We start from the raw sequence: 11,960 nt of genomic DNA, 5'->3' as shown, positions 1-11,960 counted from the left end.
GTAAGAGTTGGCCGCGCCAGCTTTTGTGACCCTCTGCCGTGACGCTGCCGGGAAGCTACTGGCCGGTACCGTCGTCGGGCTCGGAATCCGGGACGGCCTCGACGACCGCGCGTTCCTGGCGCTTGACACTCCGCCGGTCCAGGATGAGGGCAGCCACCGCGCCCACGATGGCCCCCACGGCGCCGAACATGACCAGGAAGAAACCGAACACCGCTCCGCGGTCGAAGCTTTCGTCGCCGGGAAGGGCGTACGCCACAACGGCGGCGACCACGACGCCCACCAGTGCGCCCACAATGAGGAACGGCACGTATTTGGGTGCCCGGCGAACGGTGACCTCGCGGCGCTCGGCGGGTATTTCTTCGGAAGACATGCCCTCTAGCCTACTCATTTCCGGCGCCCCGATGGGATCATCGGAGGTCTGGGCCGTTGAACATACAGAGGGACAAACACAGCATGGATACCGTCACGTTCGGGTGGACGGCCGCCGAGTCGGAACGTGCCGCCGCGATCAGGAACTACGGACTGGCCCCCACGGCTGCCGGCGGACCGCCGGCCTTGCCCCAGACGGACGCAGGAGGGGCGCTGACCAACCTGGTCAGCCTCGCTGCCCGGCTGTGTGACGTGCCGTTCAGTGTGGTGAACATCATCACCGAGGACCGGCAGGTACAGGTCGCGGCATGGGGCGTGGACCCGGGGGTGTGTTCCAGGGAAGACTCGATGTGCGCCAAGGTCTTTTTGACCGGCAAGACAACAGTGGTGCCCGATGCGTCCCGGGACGTGAGGTTCGCGGACAACCCGTTTGTCACCGGCGAGATCGCCAAGGTGCGTTACTACGCCTCTGTTCCGCTGGAGACGGTTTCTGGTTTTGTGCTGGGCTCGCTCTGCATCTTCTCCGACCGCACGGCCAGCCCCACAGCGGAGCAGATCGGGATGCTGGAGGTGCTGGCCCATCAGGTGGTGGAGGTCCTGGAGCTTCAACACCGCACGCTGCAGCTGAGCGAGGCGCTGGCGGAACTGGAACGCAGCAACGCCATGCTGGGGGAATTCGCTGGCCGCGTCAGCCATGACCTCCGCATCCCGCTGACCACCATTTTGGGCTACGTGGAGCTCGCCGAGGACGATCCGGACATCCCGCCCGGGCATGCCGCCGTCGAGTACCTGGAGTTCATCGGAAGCGGCGGCCGGCGCATGCTGAAGACCCTCGAGGACGTGCTGGAATATTCCCGGGTGGACGCCACCCTGCACCGGGAGCGGGTCTCGCTGCTGGCCCTCACCGAGGAGGCCGCACATGATCTCGGCGTGGACCTGGGGCCCTCTAGCGGCATCTACAGCGATGACGCTCAACTGCTCGCGGACCCCGTTCAGCTGCGGATGCTGCTTCAGAACCTGCTGGCCAACGCGCTGAACTACCGGAGCCCGGAGCGCGCCCTCCACGTGGCAGTGGCTGCTGCGGCGAGCGAACGCGGCGTGACCGTCAGCGTCGCGGATAACGGCGTGGGAATCACTCCGGCAGATAGGAAGCGTGCCGTGGAGCCGCTGGTCCGGCTGAACCGGGCAGGGGACGGCACTGGCACAGGTCTGGGCCTGGCGACGTGCCAGCGCATCGCGCAGGCCCATGGCGGGGAACTGGAAATCCGGGACTCACCAGGGGGCGGAGCCACCATCTCGGTGCTGTTCCGCTGGGACCTGTAAGGGCGTCTGGCCTGACATCTGCGCAGCCCTGAGGCTGCCGGGAAGCCTTACGCCTGCTGGGACTTGGACAGGATCCAGGTGTTAGTGCCGTCCTGCCGTTCGAAGGTCACGGTGGTGACCAGCGCCTCGATGAGTGCCAGCCCGCGGCCTGACTCGGATTCATGGTCCGGGGTCCCGGGTTCCAGCGGACCGAACGGCGGCTTCGCGTAGAAGGCGCTGACCCGGGCCTGCAGAAGCGTGGGCTGGACGCTGATGTCCACGCCGAGCTCTACGGGCCGTTGGGCTTTGGCCGGTTGGGCATGCTGGACGATGTTCGACGCCGATTCGATGACGGCCGTGGTGAAGGTCATCTGGTCCATGGCCTCGACGAACGGGGCGTCGCTCCAGAGGCCGTCGAGTTCATCGTGGACAGCCTCGATGGCCTCCGCCGCGGCGAGCCCACGGAAGCTGCGCTCGGCCAGGACCTCAGTCATTGCCGAACGCTTCGTCCGCAGAGGCGTAGGCGTTGAGCACACGGTCCATGCTGGTTAGCTCAAGCACCATTTTCACCTGGGGCTGGACGGCTGCGATGCGAAGATCGCCGCCGGCCTGCCGGGCCGCCTTGAGGCAGCCGATGAGTGCGCCAAGGCCGGAGGAGTCCATAAATGCCGTGTTCTCCAGGTTCACCACGATCCGTGACGAACCGCCTGCGATCACGTCCGTCACGAACTCACGCAGCCTGGGCGCGGACACCATGTTCAGCCGCCCGTCCGCCTTGACTTCCGCGTATGAATCCTTGACCTCATAGCTAAACTTCATCGAGTTTCCTCTCTCCAGCATCAACGTCCCCGGCGGGTTCGTAGCCCTTGTACAGAACGGCCCGAACCAGGATGCTCATGACCACAAGGTCAAAAATAACCCAGGCCACGTTCACCAGGGTGCCAAGCGGCTCGGCCAGTCCCGTGGCCAGGCGGATGATCCCGACGACGGCGGCCACTCCCAGCAGTACGGCCACGATGATCTGGGGCCGGATCAGGCTCCAGCTGGGGCCGCCGGTCTGGCGGGACTTCGGTGTCACCGCGAACCCGAGGGGGCGGCCGAACCAGACGTTCTTGGCCGCCGTCGAACACGCCTTGATCCAGGTGGGGAAGAGCGCCAGGCTGTACTGCTGGCCGCGCCAGGTGGGGATCCCCCGGCCGGCGACTGCGAACAGCAGCTGGTTGGCAACCATGAACGGGATGAACCGGAGGAAGAAGTCCCAGCTCAGGCTCGTGACGGGCAGGATGCCCAGCAGCAGGTAGATGATGGGCGCCGCAAAGTAGATGACTGCCGCGTAGCCGCTCAGGTAGGTCCACATCGTGGCGAAGTACATCAGCCGCTGGCCGATCTTCAGGCCCTTCTGGACCAGCGGGTTCTCCCGGAGCAGCACCTGGATGGTTCCCTGCGCCCAGCGGAGGCGCTGCGTGAGCATGGTCTGGAGGTCTTCGGGGGCCAGTCCATAGGCGAGGATCTCGTGGTGGTAGACGCTTTCCCAGCCCATGGCGTGCATCCGCATGGCGGTGGCCATGTCCTCGGTGACGGAGATGGTGGCCAGCGGCATCACCGGCTGGGCTTCGTCGTTCCGCTCGACGTTCAGGGCATCCAGGACCGCCTGCACTGATTCCAGGGCACCGAGTGGTGACCAGTCGCGGGCGGACATGCGCTGCACTGCGTCATCGGCCACCACGTGCACGCCGGCGTCGCCCACATGCGCGAGTTCCATGGCGGCAATCTCTTCAAGGTCTGCCTGCAGGGCGGACATGTCCGCCTCCACCAACGCCTGCACGGCGGCATCCACGCGGCGGCGTACCCGGTAGGTGATCTCGCTCATCGGTTCGCCGGCTGCCAGCTGCTCCTGGGCTTCCAGGGTGGCGGCCTCCACCTCGTCCAGCACCTCCGAAACCAGGGGAGTGCCGACGTCCGCGGATTTCCGTGCCTGCCGGATCGCGGAACGGGACGCCGTGAGCGCGCGGCGGATGCTCTTCTCGGTCTCCTTGACGTAGCCCACCAGGCCCAGCTGCATCAGCGCTTCGCGGCGCAGGATGGCGTTGGAGCCACAGAAGAAGGCCGCATTCCAGCCGTCCTTGCCCTGTTGGATGGGGCCGTAGAAGAGGGGCGCCTGGCTGCCCAAAGGATCGTCCGCGGGAACGTTGCTGAAGTACTGCGGGGTCTGGACCAGGGCCACCCGGCGGTTGTTGAAGTAGCCCAGGGTCTTTTCCAGGATGTCCGGTTCCGGAATCTGGTCCGCGTCGAGGATGAGCAGGAATTCGCCGTGGGTGACCATCAGGGCGTTGTTCAGGTTGCCGGCCTTGGCGTGGCGCGGCACGTTGGCGGTCCAGTCGTCACTGCGGGTCACGTAACCCAGCCCGTGCTCGTCGGCCAGGGCTTTCAGTTCGGGCCGGGCGCCGTCGTCGAGGATCCAGGTGCTGTGCGGGTGCCGGATCCGCTGGGCCGCCAAGGCCGTGGTCATGACCATGTCCAGGTCCTCGTTGTACGTGGTGATGAACACGTCAACGGTGGCGTCGCCGGGCGGCGCGGGGGCTGCCTTGCGGATCTTTAGTTTCCACACCGTGATGCCGAAGAGGATCACGTCAATCAGGCTGTACGTTTCTGCCACCACCAGGGGCACGGCAATCCACCAGGCGTCCCAGTTGAGCGAGGCGTACCACCGCCAGGCCACGTAGTTCAGGCCGAAGATGACGGTCAGGACCACCACCAGGCGGGTCCAGAACCGGGTCATGCTGCCGCTCCGTCCAGCAGGCGGCGAACCACGACCACCGTGACATCGTCTTCGGCTGTTTCGGCCGGGGCCAGGGCCATGATGGCATCACTGGTGGACTGCGCGGATGCCTGACCGTGGGCCGCGGACTGTACGGCCCGCGTGAAGGACTCCACGGAGTCGAAGACATCCAGTACGCCGTCGCTGACCACTACCAGTGAATCCCCGGGCGCCAGCCCGATGGTGGACTGCGGCCAGGCGGAGCCCGCCCACGCGCCCACGGGCGGCCCGCCGCTCGGCAGGCGGTGCACAGCGCCGGCGGCGGTGACGTGCAGGGCCAGCCCGTGGCCGGCATCGACGTAACTGACGACGCCGGACGCGGCATCCAGCCGGGCGTGGAAGAGGGTGGCGAACGAGTTGGAGGAGTCAAGGTCCGCGGCGATGGTCGCGGCGGCGGAGGCGAACGCCGCGTCGAGGTCCCGGCGGTGACCGGTGGAGCGCATCACGGCCCTGACAGTGGCCGCAATCAAAGCGGCGCCCATGCCTTTGCCCATGGCGTCGGCGAACGTGAGGTGCAGGCCGTCCGGAGTGCGGTACCAGTCGTAGAAGTCCCCGCCCACGCTCCGGGAGGGGCGGAAAGCGCCGGCGAGGTCGTACCCGTCCACCCGGACGTCCTCGTTGGGCAGGAGGCTCTGCTGGACTTCCGTGGCGCGCTCTAGTTCGCTGCGGGCGGCGGGATCGGCCGCCCGCGGCTGGCGGCGGCGGAACAGGGCGTTGATCCTGGACTGGAGTTCGCGCGGGCTGAACGGCTTGCTGATGTAATCATCGGCGCCGTTATCCAGGCCTGTGAGCTTGTCCAGCTCATCGGTGCGTGCGGTCAACATAACGATGAATGCGTCCGAGAATTCGCGCAGGAGCTTGCAGACTTCCAGGCCGTCCACATCGGGGAGGTTCACGTCCAGGGTGACCAGATCCGGCTTGGCGCGGCGGACCTCTTCCACCCCGGGCAGGCCGGCCGGGGCCTGCGTGACCTCGAAGCCCTGCTTGACCAGGACCCGAACCAGGAGGCCGCGGATATCGGGGTCGTCCTCGATCACAACGGCACGGCGGACTTCGGGCATGGATGGCATGACTCTACTTCTACCGTATTAAGGCTGCTGGGGCATGTCACAGGGCTGACGCCGCGGGTTGAATGACATTTCGGGGGCGCTTCAGATTGCCCCGGCGCCACACGCGTGTGACAGGTCTTGCGGGAATATTTGCCCCGCCTTGATGGGGCCTTGAGCGTCACTGGCCACACTCAAAGCAGGAGCTTCAACGGAGAGCTTCGAGGAACGCGCGGCTTGCCTGAGGACGGTGCAGGGGTTATGGAAAAAGTTGGATCCGATAACGGGCTGCGGGGCAGGCTCACGGGCTCGTGGCGGCTTTTGAAGCAGGGCCGCCGCCCCCGGAGCGCTGTTCACTACCTCAGCCATTCCTGGCAGCTCCGGTCCCTTTCCCGGTCCTTGGCCCAGGCGCTGGGTGAATCGTGGGAGGCGTCGAGTTGGCCCGGGGACCGGCTGGCGGTGGGCGTCGAAATGTCTGAAAAGGTGGAGAAGCTCACCCTGCGCCTGAACCGGGAAACCGAAATCCACGGCCGCCTTGCGGCGCTCCTGAAGTAGCCGTTCCCTCCTGACCCGATCCATGCCAGACTTACCACCATCGAGTGGCTGGGGGTTACCGAGTCAGGAGATGCCGTGCATTGGTATACAGGTTGGGCTTACCTCTTAGCTGGGCTTATGACAATGGACGCGCTCCTGCTGGCCTTATGGGCGATCGACTCCGACTGGCCTAATAAGTGGCGCAAGAAGCCCTGACTTCAGCGCCTGACCTCGCTCAGCGCAGGTCCAGCCGCATCAGCACCCGCGGGAATCCGTTGAGCACTGATCCGGTGTCGGCCGCCTTGATGAAGCCTGCCCGCTCAAAGAGGCCGCGCGTGCCCACGTAGGCCATGGTGAGGTCCACTTTGCTGCCCTGGTTGTCCACCGGGTAGCCCTCGACGGCCGGGGCGCCGTAGCTGCGGGCCAGGTCGACGGCACCCCTCAGCAGGTGGTGGGAGATGCCCTTGCCCCGATAACCGGGCCGGACCCTGATGCACCAGACTGACCACACTGTCAGGTCATCCACATGCGGAATCCTGCGGTTGCGGGCAAAGCTGGTGTCGGCGCGCGGGTGGACGGCTGCCCACCCCACCACGTCGTCGCCGTCGTACGCGAGCACCCCTGGCGGCGGATCCTCCCGCAGCAGTTCCCGCACGAGGTCACCGCGCGCAGGCCCGCGGAGTTCCAGGTTTTGCTTCGACGGGATCCGGTAGCTGAGGCACCAGCACACGGTGGCGTCCGGCCGCCTGGGCCCCAGCACTGTCCGCACATCGTCAAAAAGCGTGGCGGGGCGAACCTCGATTGCCATCCTTGCCTCCGATCCGCGGCTGCCGGTGTGGTGCGCTAGACCCCGAGCGTCTCCCGAAGGGCTGCGACGTGGCCCTGTGCCTTGACCTGGTACTGGGCCAGGGCAACGTTGCCCTGCGGGTCCACCACTACGGTGGACCGGACGAGGCCCTCGACGATTTCGCCGTTCACCAGCTTTTCACCCCAGGCGCCGTAGGAGAGCGCCACGCTGTGGTCTTCGTCGGACAGGAGCGGGAAGGTCAGGCCGAGATCGCCGGTGAAGGCGGCCAGCTTCCCGGGGGCGTCCGGTGAGATGCCCAGCACTTCGTAGCCGGAACCCTGAAGGGAGGCGAGACTATCGCGGAAATCGCAGGCCTCGGTGGTGCAGCCCGGCGTTGCCGCGGCCGGGTAGAAGTACACAATGACGTTCTTGCCGCGGTAGTCGGACAGCGAGGTTGCCTTGCCGGCGGCATCCAGGAGGGTGAATTCCGGGGCCTGCGTACCTGGCTGAAGCTTGATGGTCAGTTGGTTGCTCATGGCGTTCCTTCGGGAGACTCTGGCGGCTGAAAGGCAAAACCAGTGAAGCGGGCTTTCCGCTCTAGAGACAACTCGGGCGTCATGTGGAGTATTCCGCAGGTCACGCATTTTCCATTGACTTCGGCGGCGGCAAGGATACGGTTAAAGATACTCAGAAATGGTCTCTGCAGTATGTCGCCGCCCGCACTTAGCCACGCTTGAGGGCGTGGTTCCTGCCCCAATTCGCCCGCGAATCCATTCTTAGGCTGTGTCCTAATGACCGCAAATTTCATCAGAGCCCTGGCTGTTAAGTCCTTGGACATCCCGGACAAAAAACGCTGCCCGGACAAGGCCGAGTTCGATCTTGTCACTGTGGACGACTACTCTGTGGCCCGGCTGATCCTGGCGCCCGGCTGGCGTTGGTCCGAGTTCGCCAAGCCTACGGAGCTGACGGACTTCTGTGAACACAACCATCTGGGCTACTGCGTCTCCGGTTCGCTGGAGATTCAAACGTCCGACGGCGTGAGGTCCACTATCAGAGCCCATGACACATACGCGTTGCCTCCCGGGCACGACGAATGGGTGCTTGGCTCCGAGCCGTTCGTCGCCATCGAGTTCCTGGGGGCGGCGTCCTTCGGCCGGCCGCGGAGCCGGGGGATGCACGCGCTTATGTGAGCCTGCGCGGTTGAGAGCAGCTCCGGCGTCAGACGGCCACAGCAGCTTTCGCGCGCACTATGCGCTGCAGTGAGTCCACCACGTCCGCCGGCGGTTGGCTGGCGTCGAGGTGGAGGAAGTCCCGGTACTCAGGCAGGGAGCGGTAGGCGTCGCGCAGGGCGGCCAGGTCAGCGAGGGTTTCGGTATCAGTGCCGCGCGTCGTGATGCGGCGGCGGGCCAACGCCGGCTCAATGTCGAAGTGGACCACGGCGTCCGGTGCCGGCAGACGGGACAGCAGCCAGGGCAGCACCCGGCCCCGCGGCAAACCCTTCGCGGTGCGCAGTGCGAGCTGGCAGTACAGGTGGCGGTCCATGACCACCAACCCGTCAAAGCGGCTGGCCCGCCCGTGGGACACGAGCACGTTGGCGACGCGGATGGTTGTCTCGACGGCGTCGGCAAGGCCGAGCGGCCACCGGAGGCCCAGCCGTTCGCCCAGCACGGACATGCTCCGCCGGCCGGCGTGGTTGTTGAGCAGCAGGGCTTTCTTGCCTTCGGCGCGGGCCTGGGACACCAGGGCGCGGGCGGCCGTGGACTTCCCCGAGCCGTCAATTCCAGTCAGGACAATAAGCAAGTGGCCTCCTTCCGCCACCGGTTTAAACGGCAGGGAGGCCTGGATCGTGCCGTGGCGAGGCGCACCTCACATTGTCAGGGGCACGGTTCGAGGGCCAGCCACGGGGCGCTCCGGCACGTGGAGGTCGGTGAGCGAACGACGGCGGCCGGGCGGCCGCCGTCGGGCGTTCAGGTGGGTGCCTAGCGGCAGAAGCTGGACAGGGCGGAGTTGGCCGCCTGGTTGTCCACCTGCATCTGCGCGATCTTGTCCTGGTCCGGGCTCTCCTTGGATGCCTCGTCAGCGAACGCGATGAAGGACCCGAGCGCAGGCTTGAGGTCATCGGATGCCACTGCTTCGATGGGCCGGATCCTGTTGGCAAGCTGGACCAACGCCGTCTTGGAGGAACTGGCCGCTGCGGGGTCCGAGAGCACGAGCTGCACGCGCTCGCAGGTTTGGGTGGTGGAGAGTTTGGTGGGCGCAGTGCACGCGGAGGCGGAAAGTACGAGGCCGGCGGCGATCAGGGCGGTGGCGAGTTTCTTCATGGGTCCCTCAGTAGGCGGTTGAGGTTTCGATTGTAAGCAGAGTGCGCGCTCCGGCGCCCTTCGGAGTGGTCCGGAGGGCGGAGTGTGACCGGGCAGGGAGGGGGCATCGGACTCTGGCGGGACCCTCTGCAGGTTGCTTAAACTGGCAGGACAACCGTGCGGGCCTGCCGCATGTTGGCCTGTGCGGATCAGCCGAATCAAGGAAAGCAAAATGGCCCGCACAACCCAGAATTCAGGAAAAGTACAGCGCCGTACCGCCATGGTGTTCTTCGCGGTGATGGGGTTGCTGGCCCCTGTCGGCCCTGCGACAGCTACCCCTCCAGAGAAATCAGTCATTGTGCTCGACGGCGCCAAGTCGGCCGAAGGGATCGCGGCCGGGGAGGGCACCACCTTCTACGCAGGCGACCTGCAGCTCGGCGATATCTACCGCGGTGATATCCGCAGCGGCAAGGCGGAGCTGTTCATTGATGTTTCCCACTTTGATGCGACCCAACGTGCAGCGGTGGGCATGAAGGCCGACGTCCGCAACGACCTGCTGTTTGTGGCAGGCGGCACCACCGGCAAGGCCTATGTCTATGACACTGTGTCCGGCGAACCCGTGAAGGACTACACGCTGGCCCCGGGCTTCATCAACGATGTCACGCTCACTGACGAGGGTGCCTGGTTCACTAATTCGGTGGCAGCTGAGCTCTACTTCGTTCCCGTGGGCTCGCATGGCCACCTCGGCAAGGTGCGGACACTGAAGCTGACGGGTCCGGCAGCCGAAATGGCCGGCTCCTTCAACCTCAACGGCATCGCTGCCGCGGATGACGGCCGGGTGCTGATCGTTGCCCACTCCGGCCTCGGAAAGCTGTACACCGTGGACCCGGAGTCCGGCGAAACCGCTGTCATTGCGGGAGTGGACGTGCCCAATGTTGACGGCATTCTGGTCCGGGGCAACCAGCTCTGGGCTGTGCAGAACTTCTCGAACCAGATCAGCAGCTTCAGGCTCGCCGATGATCTGGCCTCCGGTGAAGTCAGGAAGGTCATCACCAGCGCGGACTTCAAAGTGCCAACCACCGTGGCCTTCTTCGGCAATACCGGGTCCGGGAGCACGCTGGCGGCGGTGAACGCCAAGTTCAACGACACAACGGCCACGCAGTATGAGGTAGTGCTGGTACCGGCCTGGGACTAGCGGCCCGGGATGCCGGCTAGCGGTCACCCAGGCTGCCGCCGAGGGGCGGGAGGGTGCCATCGGCACGCCTGACGCCCCTTCGGTCCGCCCGGCTGTGGGCCTCACCCTCCGCCGATTCGTCGGACTCGCCCATGAGATCCACCAGGCCGCCGGTCTGGTCGAACGGGTGCGCGAACCGGTTGTACTCCTGGGGCTGCGTTGTTCCGGGGACCGACTTCCGCCACTCGCCGGTGACGTGGCCCTCGTGTTCTATGAACTTCTTGAATTTCCTGAGGTCGTGCTCTGCCTGGCGGCCCACCACATGGAGCACTTCGCCCACCCTTTCCAGCACTCCCTCGGGCAGGTATTCCAGGGTCAGGGAAACCTCGGTCCTGTTCCCGCCGGCGTCGGAGAACTCAACGGCGCCGGCGTTCGTGGCACCGCCGGTGGAAGCCCACGCCAGCCTGCGGCCCGGCACCCGCTCAAGGATGGTTGCCTCCCACTCGCGGCGGACGCCGGCAATGCGCGCCACCCATTTCAGCCGGTTATCGCGGAGCTGGGTCACGCTCTCCACGCCGTCCATGAAGTGTGGGAAGTCCTCGAACTGCGTCCACTGGTTGTAAGCCGTACTCACCGGCACGTCCACCACAATCCGTTTCTGCACTTTGCTGCCCATGGTGCTACTCCTCGTCGGGGTCGAGGCCCTCCGCTGGTTCCTGCGAGTGCACCCGGATATCGGCCTCGGATGCCTCGTCGCCCACGGCTTCGCCGCCTTCGGCCGGGGCTTCGCTGTGGATCCGCTGCTCTGCTGCTGGCTTGTCCTTCATGACAGATGCTCCCTGGGTGCGTTGGTGATGGCGCCGTACTCATCATTCAGCCCCTCCCGCTGCGGGGTGTCAATAACCCCAAAAAGCTATGGCTGCGCCTGCTGTTTTGTGCTGGACTGGTGGGGCACGTGCCGCCCATCCGAACTCTTTGGCCAGCCGGCCCGCCGGCTGTTTGGGAAGGAACCATCGCATGGCATCGTTTAGGATCGGATATTTTGTAGGGAGCCTGGCAACAGGGTCCATCAACCGCACGCTCGCCCAGGCGCTCATCAAACTTGCGCCGGAAGAGCTGGAATTCACCGAGATCCCCATCAAGGACCTGCCGCTCTACAGCTACGATTATGACGCCGATTTCCCGCCGGAAGGACGTGCCCTCAAAGAAGCCATCGAGGCCTCCGACGGCATCCTTTTTGTGTCCCCCGAATACAACCGTTCCATCCCCGGAGCCCTCAAGAACGCCATCGACTGGGCATCGCGGCCGTGGGGCACCAACTCTTTCGCACGCAAACCCACCGGCATCATCGGCGCCTCGCCGGGCAGCATTGGCACGGCCGTGATGCAGTCCTCCATGCGCAGCGTGCTGAGCTTCCTGGACGCGCCCCAGCTCAACGCCCCTGAGGTCTACATCCAGTTCAAGCCCGAGGTCTTCGGGGAAGGCGGCGAGATCCGGGATGAATCAACGGCCAAGTTCCTCCGGCACTACATGGAGGAATACAGCGCGTTCGTCCAGCGGGTGCTGGCCGCCAATGCGCCGGGCCACATCGGCGATCAGGAACCGGACCCGGACAAGCTTTCACGGTAAG

16 protein-coding genes are annotated in these 11,960 nt (G+C 65.6%); 5 read left to right on the top strand and 11 right to left on the bottom strand.

The window, feature by feature from the left end; all coding sequences use genetic code 11:
• Nucleotides 1-55: 55 nt before the first annotated feature.
• Nucleotides 56-370, bottom strand: coding sequence for a hypothetical protein (locus AC1MCD_RS17890; protein WP_498673860.1), 315 nt, complete (start codon nucleotides 368-370; stop codon nucleotides 56-58).
• Between the two features lie 83 nt (nucleotides 371-453).
• On the opposite strand from AC1MCD_RS17890, the gene AC1MCD_RS17885 reads away from it, so the two are divergent.
• Nucleotides 454-1,692, top strand: a complete 1,239-nt coding sequence (locus AC1MCD_RS17885; RefSeq protein ID WP_498673858.1) for a GAF domain-containing sensor histidine kinase — start codon at nucleotides 454-456, stop codon at nucleotides 1,690-1,692.
• A gap of 47 nt (nucleotides 1,693-1,739) precedes the next feature.
• Here the strand turns inward: AC1MCD_RS17885 and AC1MCD_RS17880 are convergent, their stop codons facing one another.
• From AC1MCD_RS17880 to AC1MCD_RS17865, 4 genes are read right to left on the bottom strand one after another with little or no spacing between them, the layout of a single operon-like run.
• On the bottom strand, nucleotides 1,740-2,165 hold the full coding sequence (locus tag AC1MCD_RS17880) for an ATP-binding protein (RefSeq protein ID WP_498673856.1): 426 nt from the start codon (nucleotides 2,163-2,165) through the stop codon (nucleotides 1,740-1,742).
• Nucleotides 2,158-2,490 carry an STAS domain-containing protein gene (locus AC1MCD_RS17875; RefSeq protein ID WP_498673854.1) on the bottom strand — a complete coding sequence of 111 codons (333 nt, stop codon included), beginning with the start codon at nucleotides 2,488-2,490 and terminating at the stop codon, nucleotides 2,158-2,160. The genes AC1MCD_RS17880 and AC1MCD_RS17875 overlap by 8 nt, the downstream gene beginning before the upstream one ends.
• Nucleotides 2,480-4,450 carry a glycosyltransferase family 2 protein gene (locus AC1MCD_RS17870; RefSeq protein WP_498673852.1) on the bottom strand — a complete coding sequence of 657 codons (1,971 nt, stop codon included), beginning with the start codon at nucleotides 4,448-4,450 and terminating at the stop codon, nucleotides 2,480-2,482. The genes AC1MCD_RS17875 and AC1MCD_RS17870 overlap by 11 nt, the downstream gene beginning before the upstream one ends.
• Complete coding sequence (locus AC1MCD_RS17865; protein WP_498673850.1) at nucleotides 4,447-5,559, bottom strand: PP2C family protein-serine/threonine phosphatase; 1,113 nt, start codon at nucleotides 5,557-5,559, stop codon at nucleotides 4,447-4,449. Before AC1MCD_RS17865 ends, AC1MCD_RS17870 begins: the two co-directional genes overlap by 4 nt.
• A 237-nt stretch (nucleotides 5,560-5,796) precedes the next feature.
• Here AC1MCD_RS17865 and AC1MCD_RS17860 point away from each other — a divergent pair, with 237 nt between their 5' ends.
• On the top strand, nucleotides 5,797-6,090 hold the full coding sequence (locus tag AC1MCD_RS17860) for a hypothetical protein (protein ID WP_498673848.1): 294 nt from the start codon (nucleotides 5,797-5,799) through the stop codon (nucleotides 6,088-6,090).
• A gap of 214 nt (nucleotides 6,091-6,304) precedes the next feature.
• Here AC1MCD_RS17860 and AC1MCD_RS17855 read toward each other — a convergent pair whose 3' ends face one another.
• Both AC1MCD_RS17855 and bcp read right to left on the bottom strand, forming a co-directional pair.
• A complete protein-coding gene (locus tag AC1MCD_RS17855; protein ID WP_498673845.1) occupies nucleotides 6,305-6,877 on the bottom strand; it encodes a GNAT family N-acetyltransferase in 573 nt (190 codons plus the stop codon).
• Between the two features lie 35 nt (nucleotides 6,878-6,912).
• Nucleotides 6,913-7,392 carry a thioredoxin-dependent thiol peroxidase gene (bcp, locus tag AC1MCD_RS17850; RefSeq protein WP_498673844.1) on the bottom strand — a complete coding sequence of 160 codons (480 nt, stop codon included), beginning with the start codon at nucleotides 7,390-7,392 and terminating at the stop codon, nucleotides 6,913-6,915.
• A 255-nt stretch (nucleotides 7,393-7,647) separates the two neighbouring features.
• Between bcp and AC1MCD_RS17845 the strand changes: the two genes are divergently transcribed.
• A complete protein-coding gene (locus AC1MCD_RS17845; protein WP_498673843.1) occupies nucleotides 7,648-8,046 on the top strand; it encodes a cupin domain-containing protein in 399 nt (132 codons plus the stop codon).
• A 28-nt stretch (nucleotides 8,047-8,074) separates the two neighbouring features.
• Here the strand turns inward: AC1MCD_RS17845 and AC1MCD_RS17840 are convergent, their stop codons facing one another.
• Both AC1MCD_RS17840 and AC1MCD_RS17835 read right to left on the bottom strand, forming a co-directional pair.
• A complete protein-coding gene (locus tag AC1MCD_RS17840; protein ID WP_498673841.1) occupies nucleotides 8,075-8,656 on the bottom strand; it encodes a dTMP kinase in 582 nt (193 codons plus the stop codon).
• A gap of 179 nt (nucleotides 8,657-8,835) precedes the next feature.
• Nucleotides 8,836-9,177 (bottom strand): hypothetical protein, encoded by a 342-nt coding sequence (locus tag AC1MCD_RS17835; protein ID WP_498673839.1) that lies wholly within the window; start codon nucleotides 9,175-9,177, stop codon nucleotides 8,836-8,838.
• A gap of 211 nt (nucleotides 9,178-9,388) precedes the next feature.
• On the opposite strand from AC1MCD_RS17835, the gene AC1MCD_RS17830 reads away from it, so the two are divergent.
• Complete coding sequence (locus AC1MCD_RS17830) at nucleotides 9,389-10,351, top strand: SMP-30/gluconolactonase/LRE family protein (RefSeq protein WP_498673837.1); 963 nt, start codon at nucleotides 9,389-9,391, stop codon at nucleotides 10,349-10,351.
• Between the two features lie 16 nt (nucleotides 10,352-10,367).
• Here AC1MCD_RS17830 and AC1MCD_RS17825 read toward each other — a convergent pair whose 3' ends face one another.
• Together AC1MCD_RS17825 and AC1MCD_RS17820 are read right to left on the bottom strand one after the other, a co-directional pair.
• Nucleotides 10,368-11,006: an SRPBCC family protein gene (locus AC1MCD_RS17825; protein ID WP_498673835.1), complete on the bottom strand. Its 639-nt coding sequence runs from the start codon at nucleotides 11,004-11,006 to the stop codon at nucleotides 10,368-10,370.
• A gap of 4 nt (nucleotides 11,007-11,010) precedes the next feature.
• Nucleotides 11,011-11,157, bottom strand: coding sequence for a hypothetical protein (locus AC1MCD_RS17820; RefSeq protein WP_498673834.1), 147 nt, complete (start codon nucleotides 11,155-11,157; stop codon nucleotides 11,011-11,013).
• A 190-nt stretch (nucleotides 11,158-11,347) separates the two neighbouring features.
• Here AC1MCD_RS17820 and AC1MCD_RS17815 point away from each other — a divergent pair, with 190 nt between their 5' ends.
• Complete coding sequence (locus tag AC1MCD_RS17815) at nucleotides 11,348-11,959, top strand: NADPH-dependent FMN reductase (RefSeq protein ID WP_498673833.1); 612 nt, start codon at nucleotides 11,348-11,350, stop codon at nucleotides 11,957-11,959.
• The last annotated feature ends 1 nt before the right edge of the window (nucleotide 11,960 follow it).

It is taken from the genome of Arthrobacter sp. BF1, from assembly GCF_056680215.1.
Note: the sequence above shows the minus strand (reverse complement) of the source record. Positions and strands in the feature narration are given on the sequence as shown.

What these genes read in the sequence shown, in the direction of transcription:
- AC1MCD_RS17890 (WP_498673860.1), bottom strand. Translation starts at nt 370, where the DNA reads ATGTCTTCCGAAGAAATACCCGCCGAGCGCCGCGAGGTCACCGTTCGC.
- AC1MCD_RS17885 (WP_498673858.1), top strand. Translation starts at nt 454, where the DNA reads ATGGATACCGTCACGTTCGGGTGGACGGCCGCCGAGTCGGAACGTGCC.
- AC1MCD_RS17880 (WP_498673856.1), bottom strand. Translation starts at nt 2,165, where the DNA reads ATGACTGAGGTCCTGGCCGAGCGCAGCTTCCGTGGGCTCGCCGCGGCG.
- AC1MCD_RS17875 (WP_498673854.1), bottom strand. Translation starts at nt 2,490, where the DNA reads ATGAAGTTTAGCTATGAGGTCAAGGATTCATACGCGGAAGTCAAGGCG.
- AC1MCD_RS17870 (WP_498673852.1), bottom strand. Translation starts at nt 4,450, where the DNA reads ATGACCCGGTTCTGGACCCGCCTGGTGGTGGTCCTGACCGTCATCTTC.
- AC1MCD_RS17865 (WP_498673850.1), bottom strand. Translation starts at nt 5,559, where the DNA reads ATGCCATCCATGCCCGAAGTCCGCCGTGCCGTTGTGATCGAGGACGAC.
- AC1MCD_RS17860 (WP_498673848.1), top strand. Translation starts at nt 5,797, where the DNA reads ATGGAAAAAGTTGGATCCGATAACGGGCTGCGGGGCAGGCTCACGGGC.
- AC1MCD_RS17855 (WP_498673845.1), bottom strand. Translation starts at nt 6,877, where the DNA reads ATGGCAATCGAGGTTCGCCCCGCCACGCTTTTTGACGATGTGCGGACA.
- bcp (WP_498673844.1), bottom strand. Translation starts at nt 7,392, where the DNA reads ATGAGCAACCAACTGACCATCAAGCTTCAGCCAGGTACGCAGGCCCCG.
- AC1MCD_RS17845 (WP_498673843.1), top strand. Translation starts at nt 7,648, where the DNA reads ATGACCGCAAATTTCATCAGAGCCCTGGCTGTTAAGTCCTTGGACATC.
- AC1MCD_RS17835 (WP_498673839.1), bottom strand. Translation starts at nt 9,177, where the DNA reads ATGAAGAAACTCGCCACCGCCCTGATCGCCGCCGGCCTCGTACTTTCC.
- AC1MCD_RS17830 (WP_498673837.1), top strand. Translation starts at nt 9,389, where the DNA reads ATGGCCCGCACAACCCAGAATTCAGGAAAAGTACAGCGCCGTACCGCC.
- AC1MCD_RS17825 (WP_498673835.1), bottom strand. Translation starts at nt 11,006, where the DNA reads ATGGGCAGCAAAGTGCAGAAACGGATTGTGGTGGACGTGCCGGTGAGT.
- AC1MCD_RS17820 (WP_498673834.1), bottom strand. Translation starts at nt 11,157, where the DNA reads ATGAAGGACAAGCCAGCAGCAGAGCAGCGGATCCACAGCGAAGCCCCG.
- AC1MCD_RS17815 (WP_498673833.1), top strand. Translation starts at nt 11,348, where the DNA reads ATGGCATCGTTTAGGATCGGATATTTTGTAGGGAGCCTGGCAACAGGG.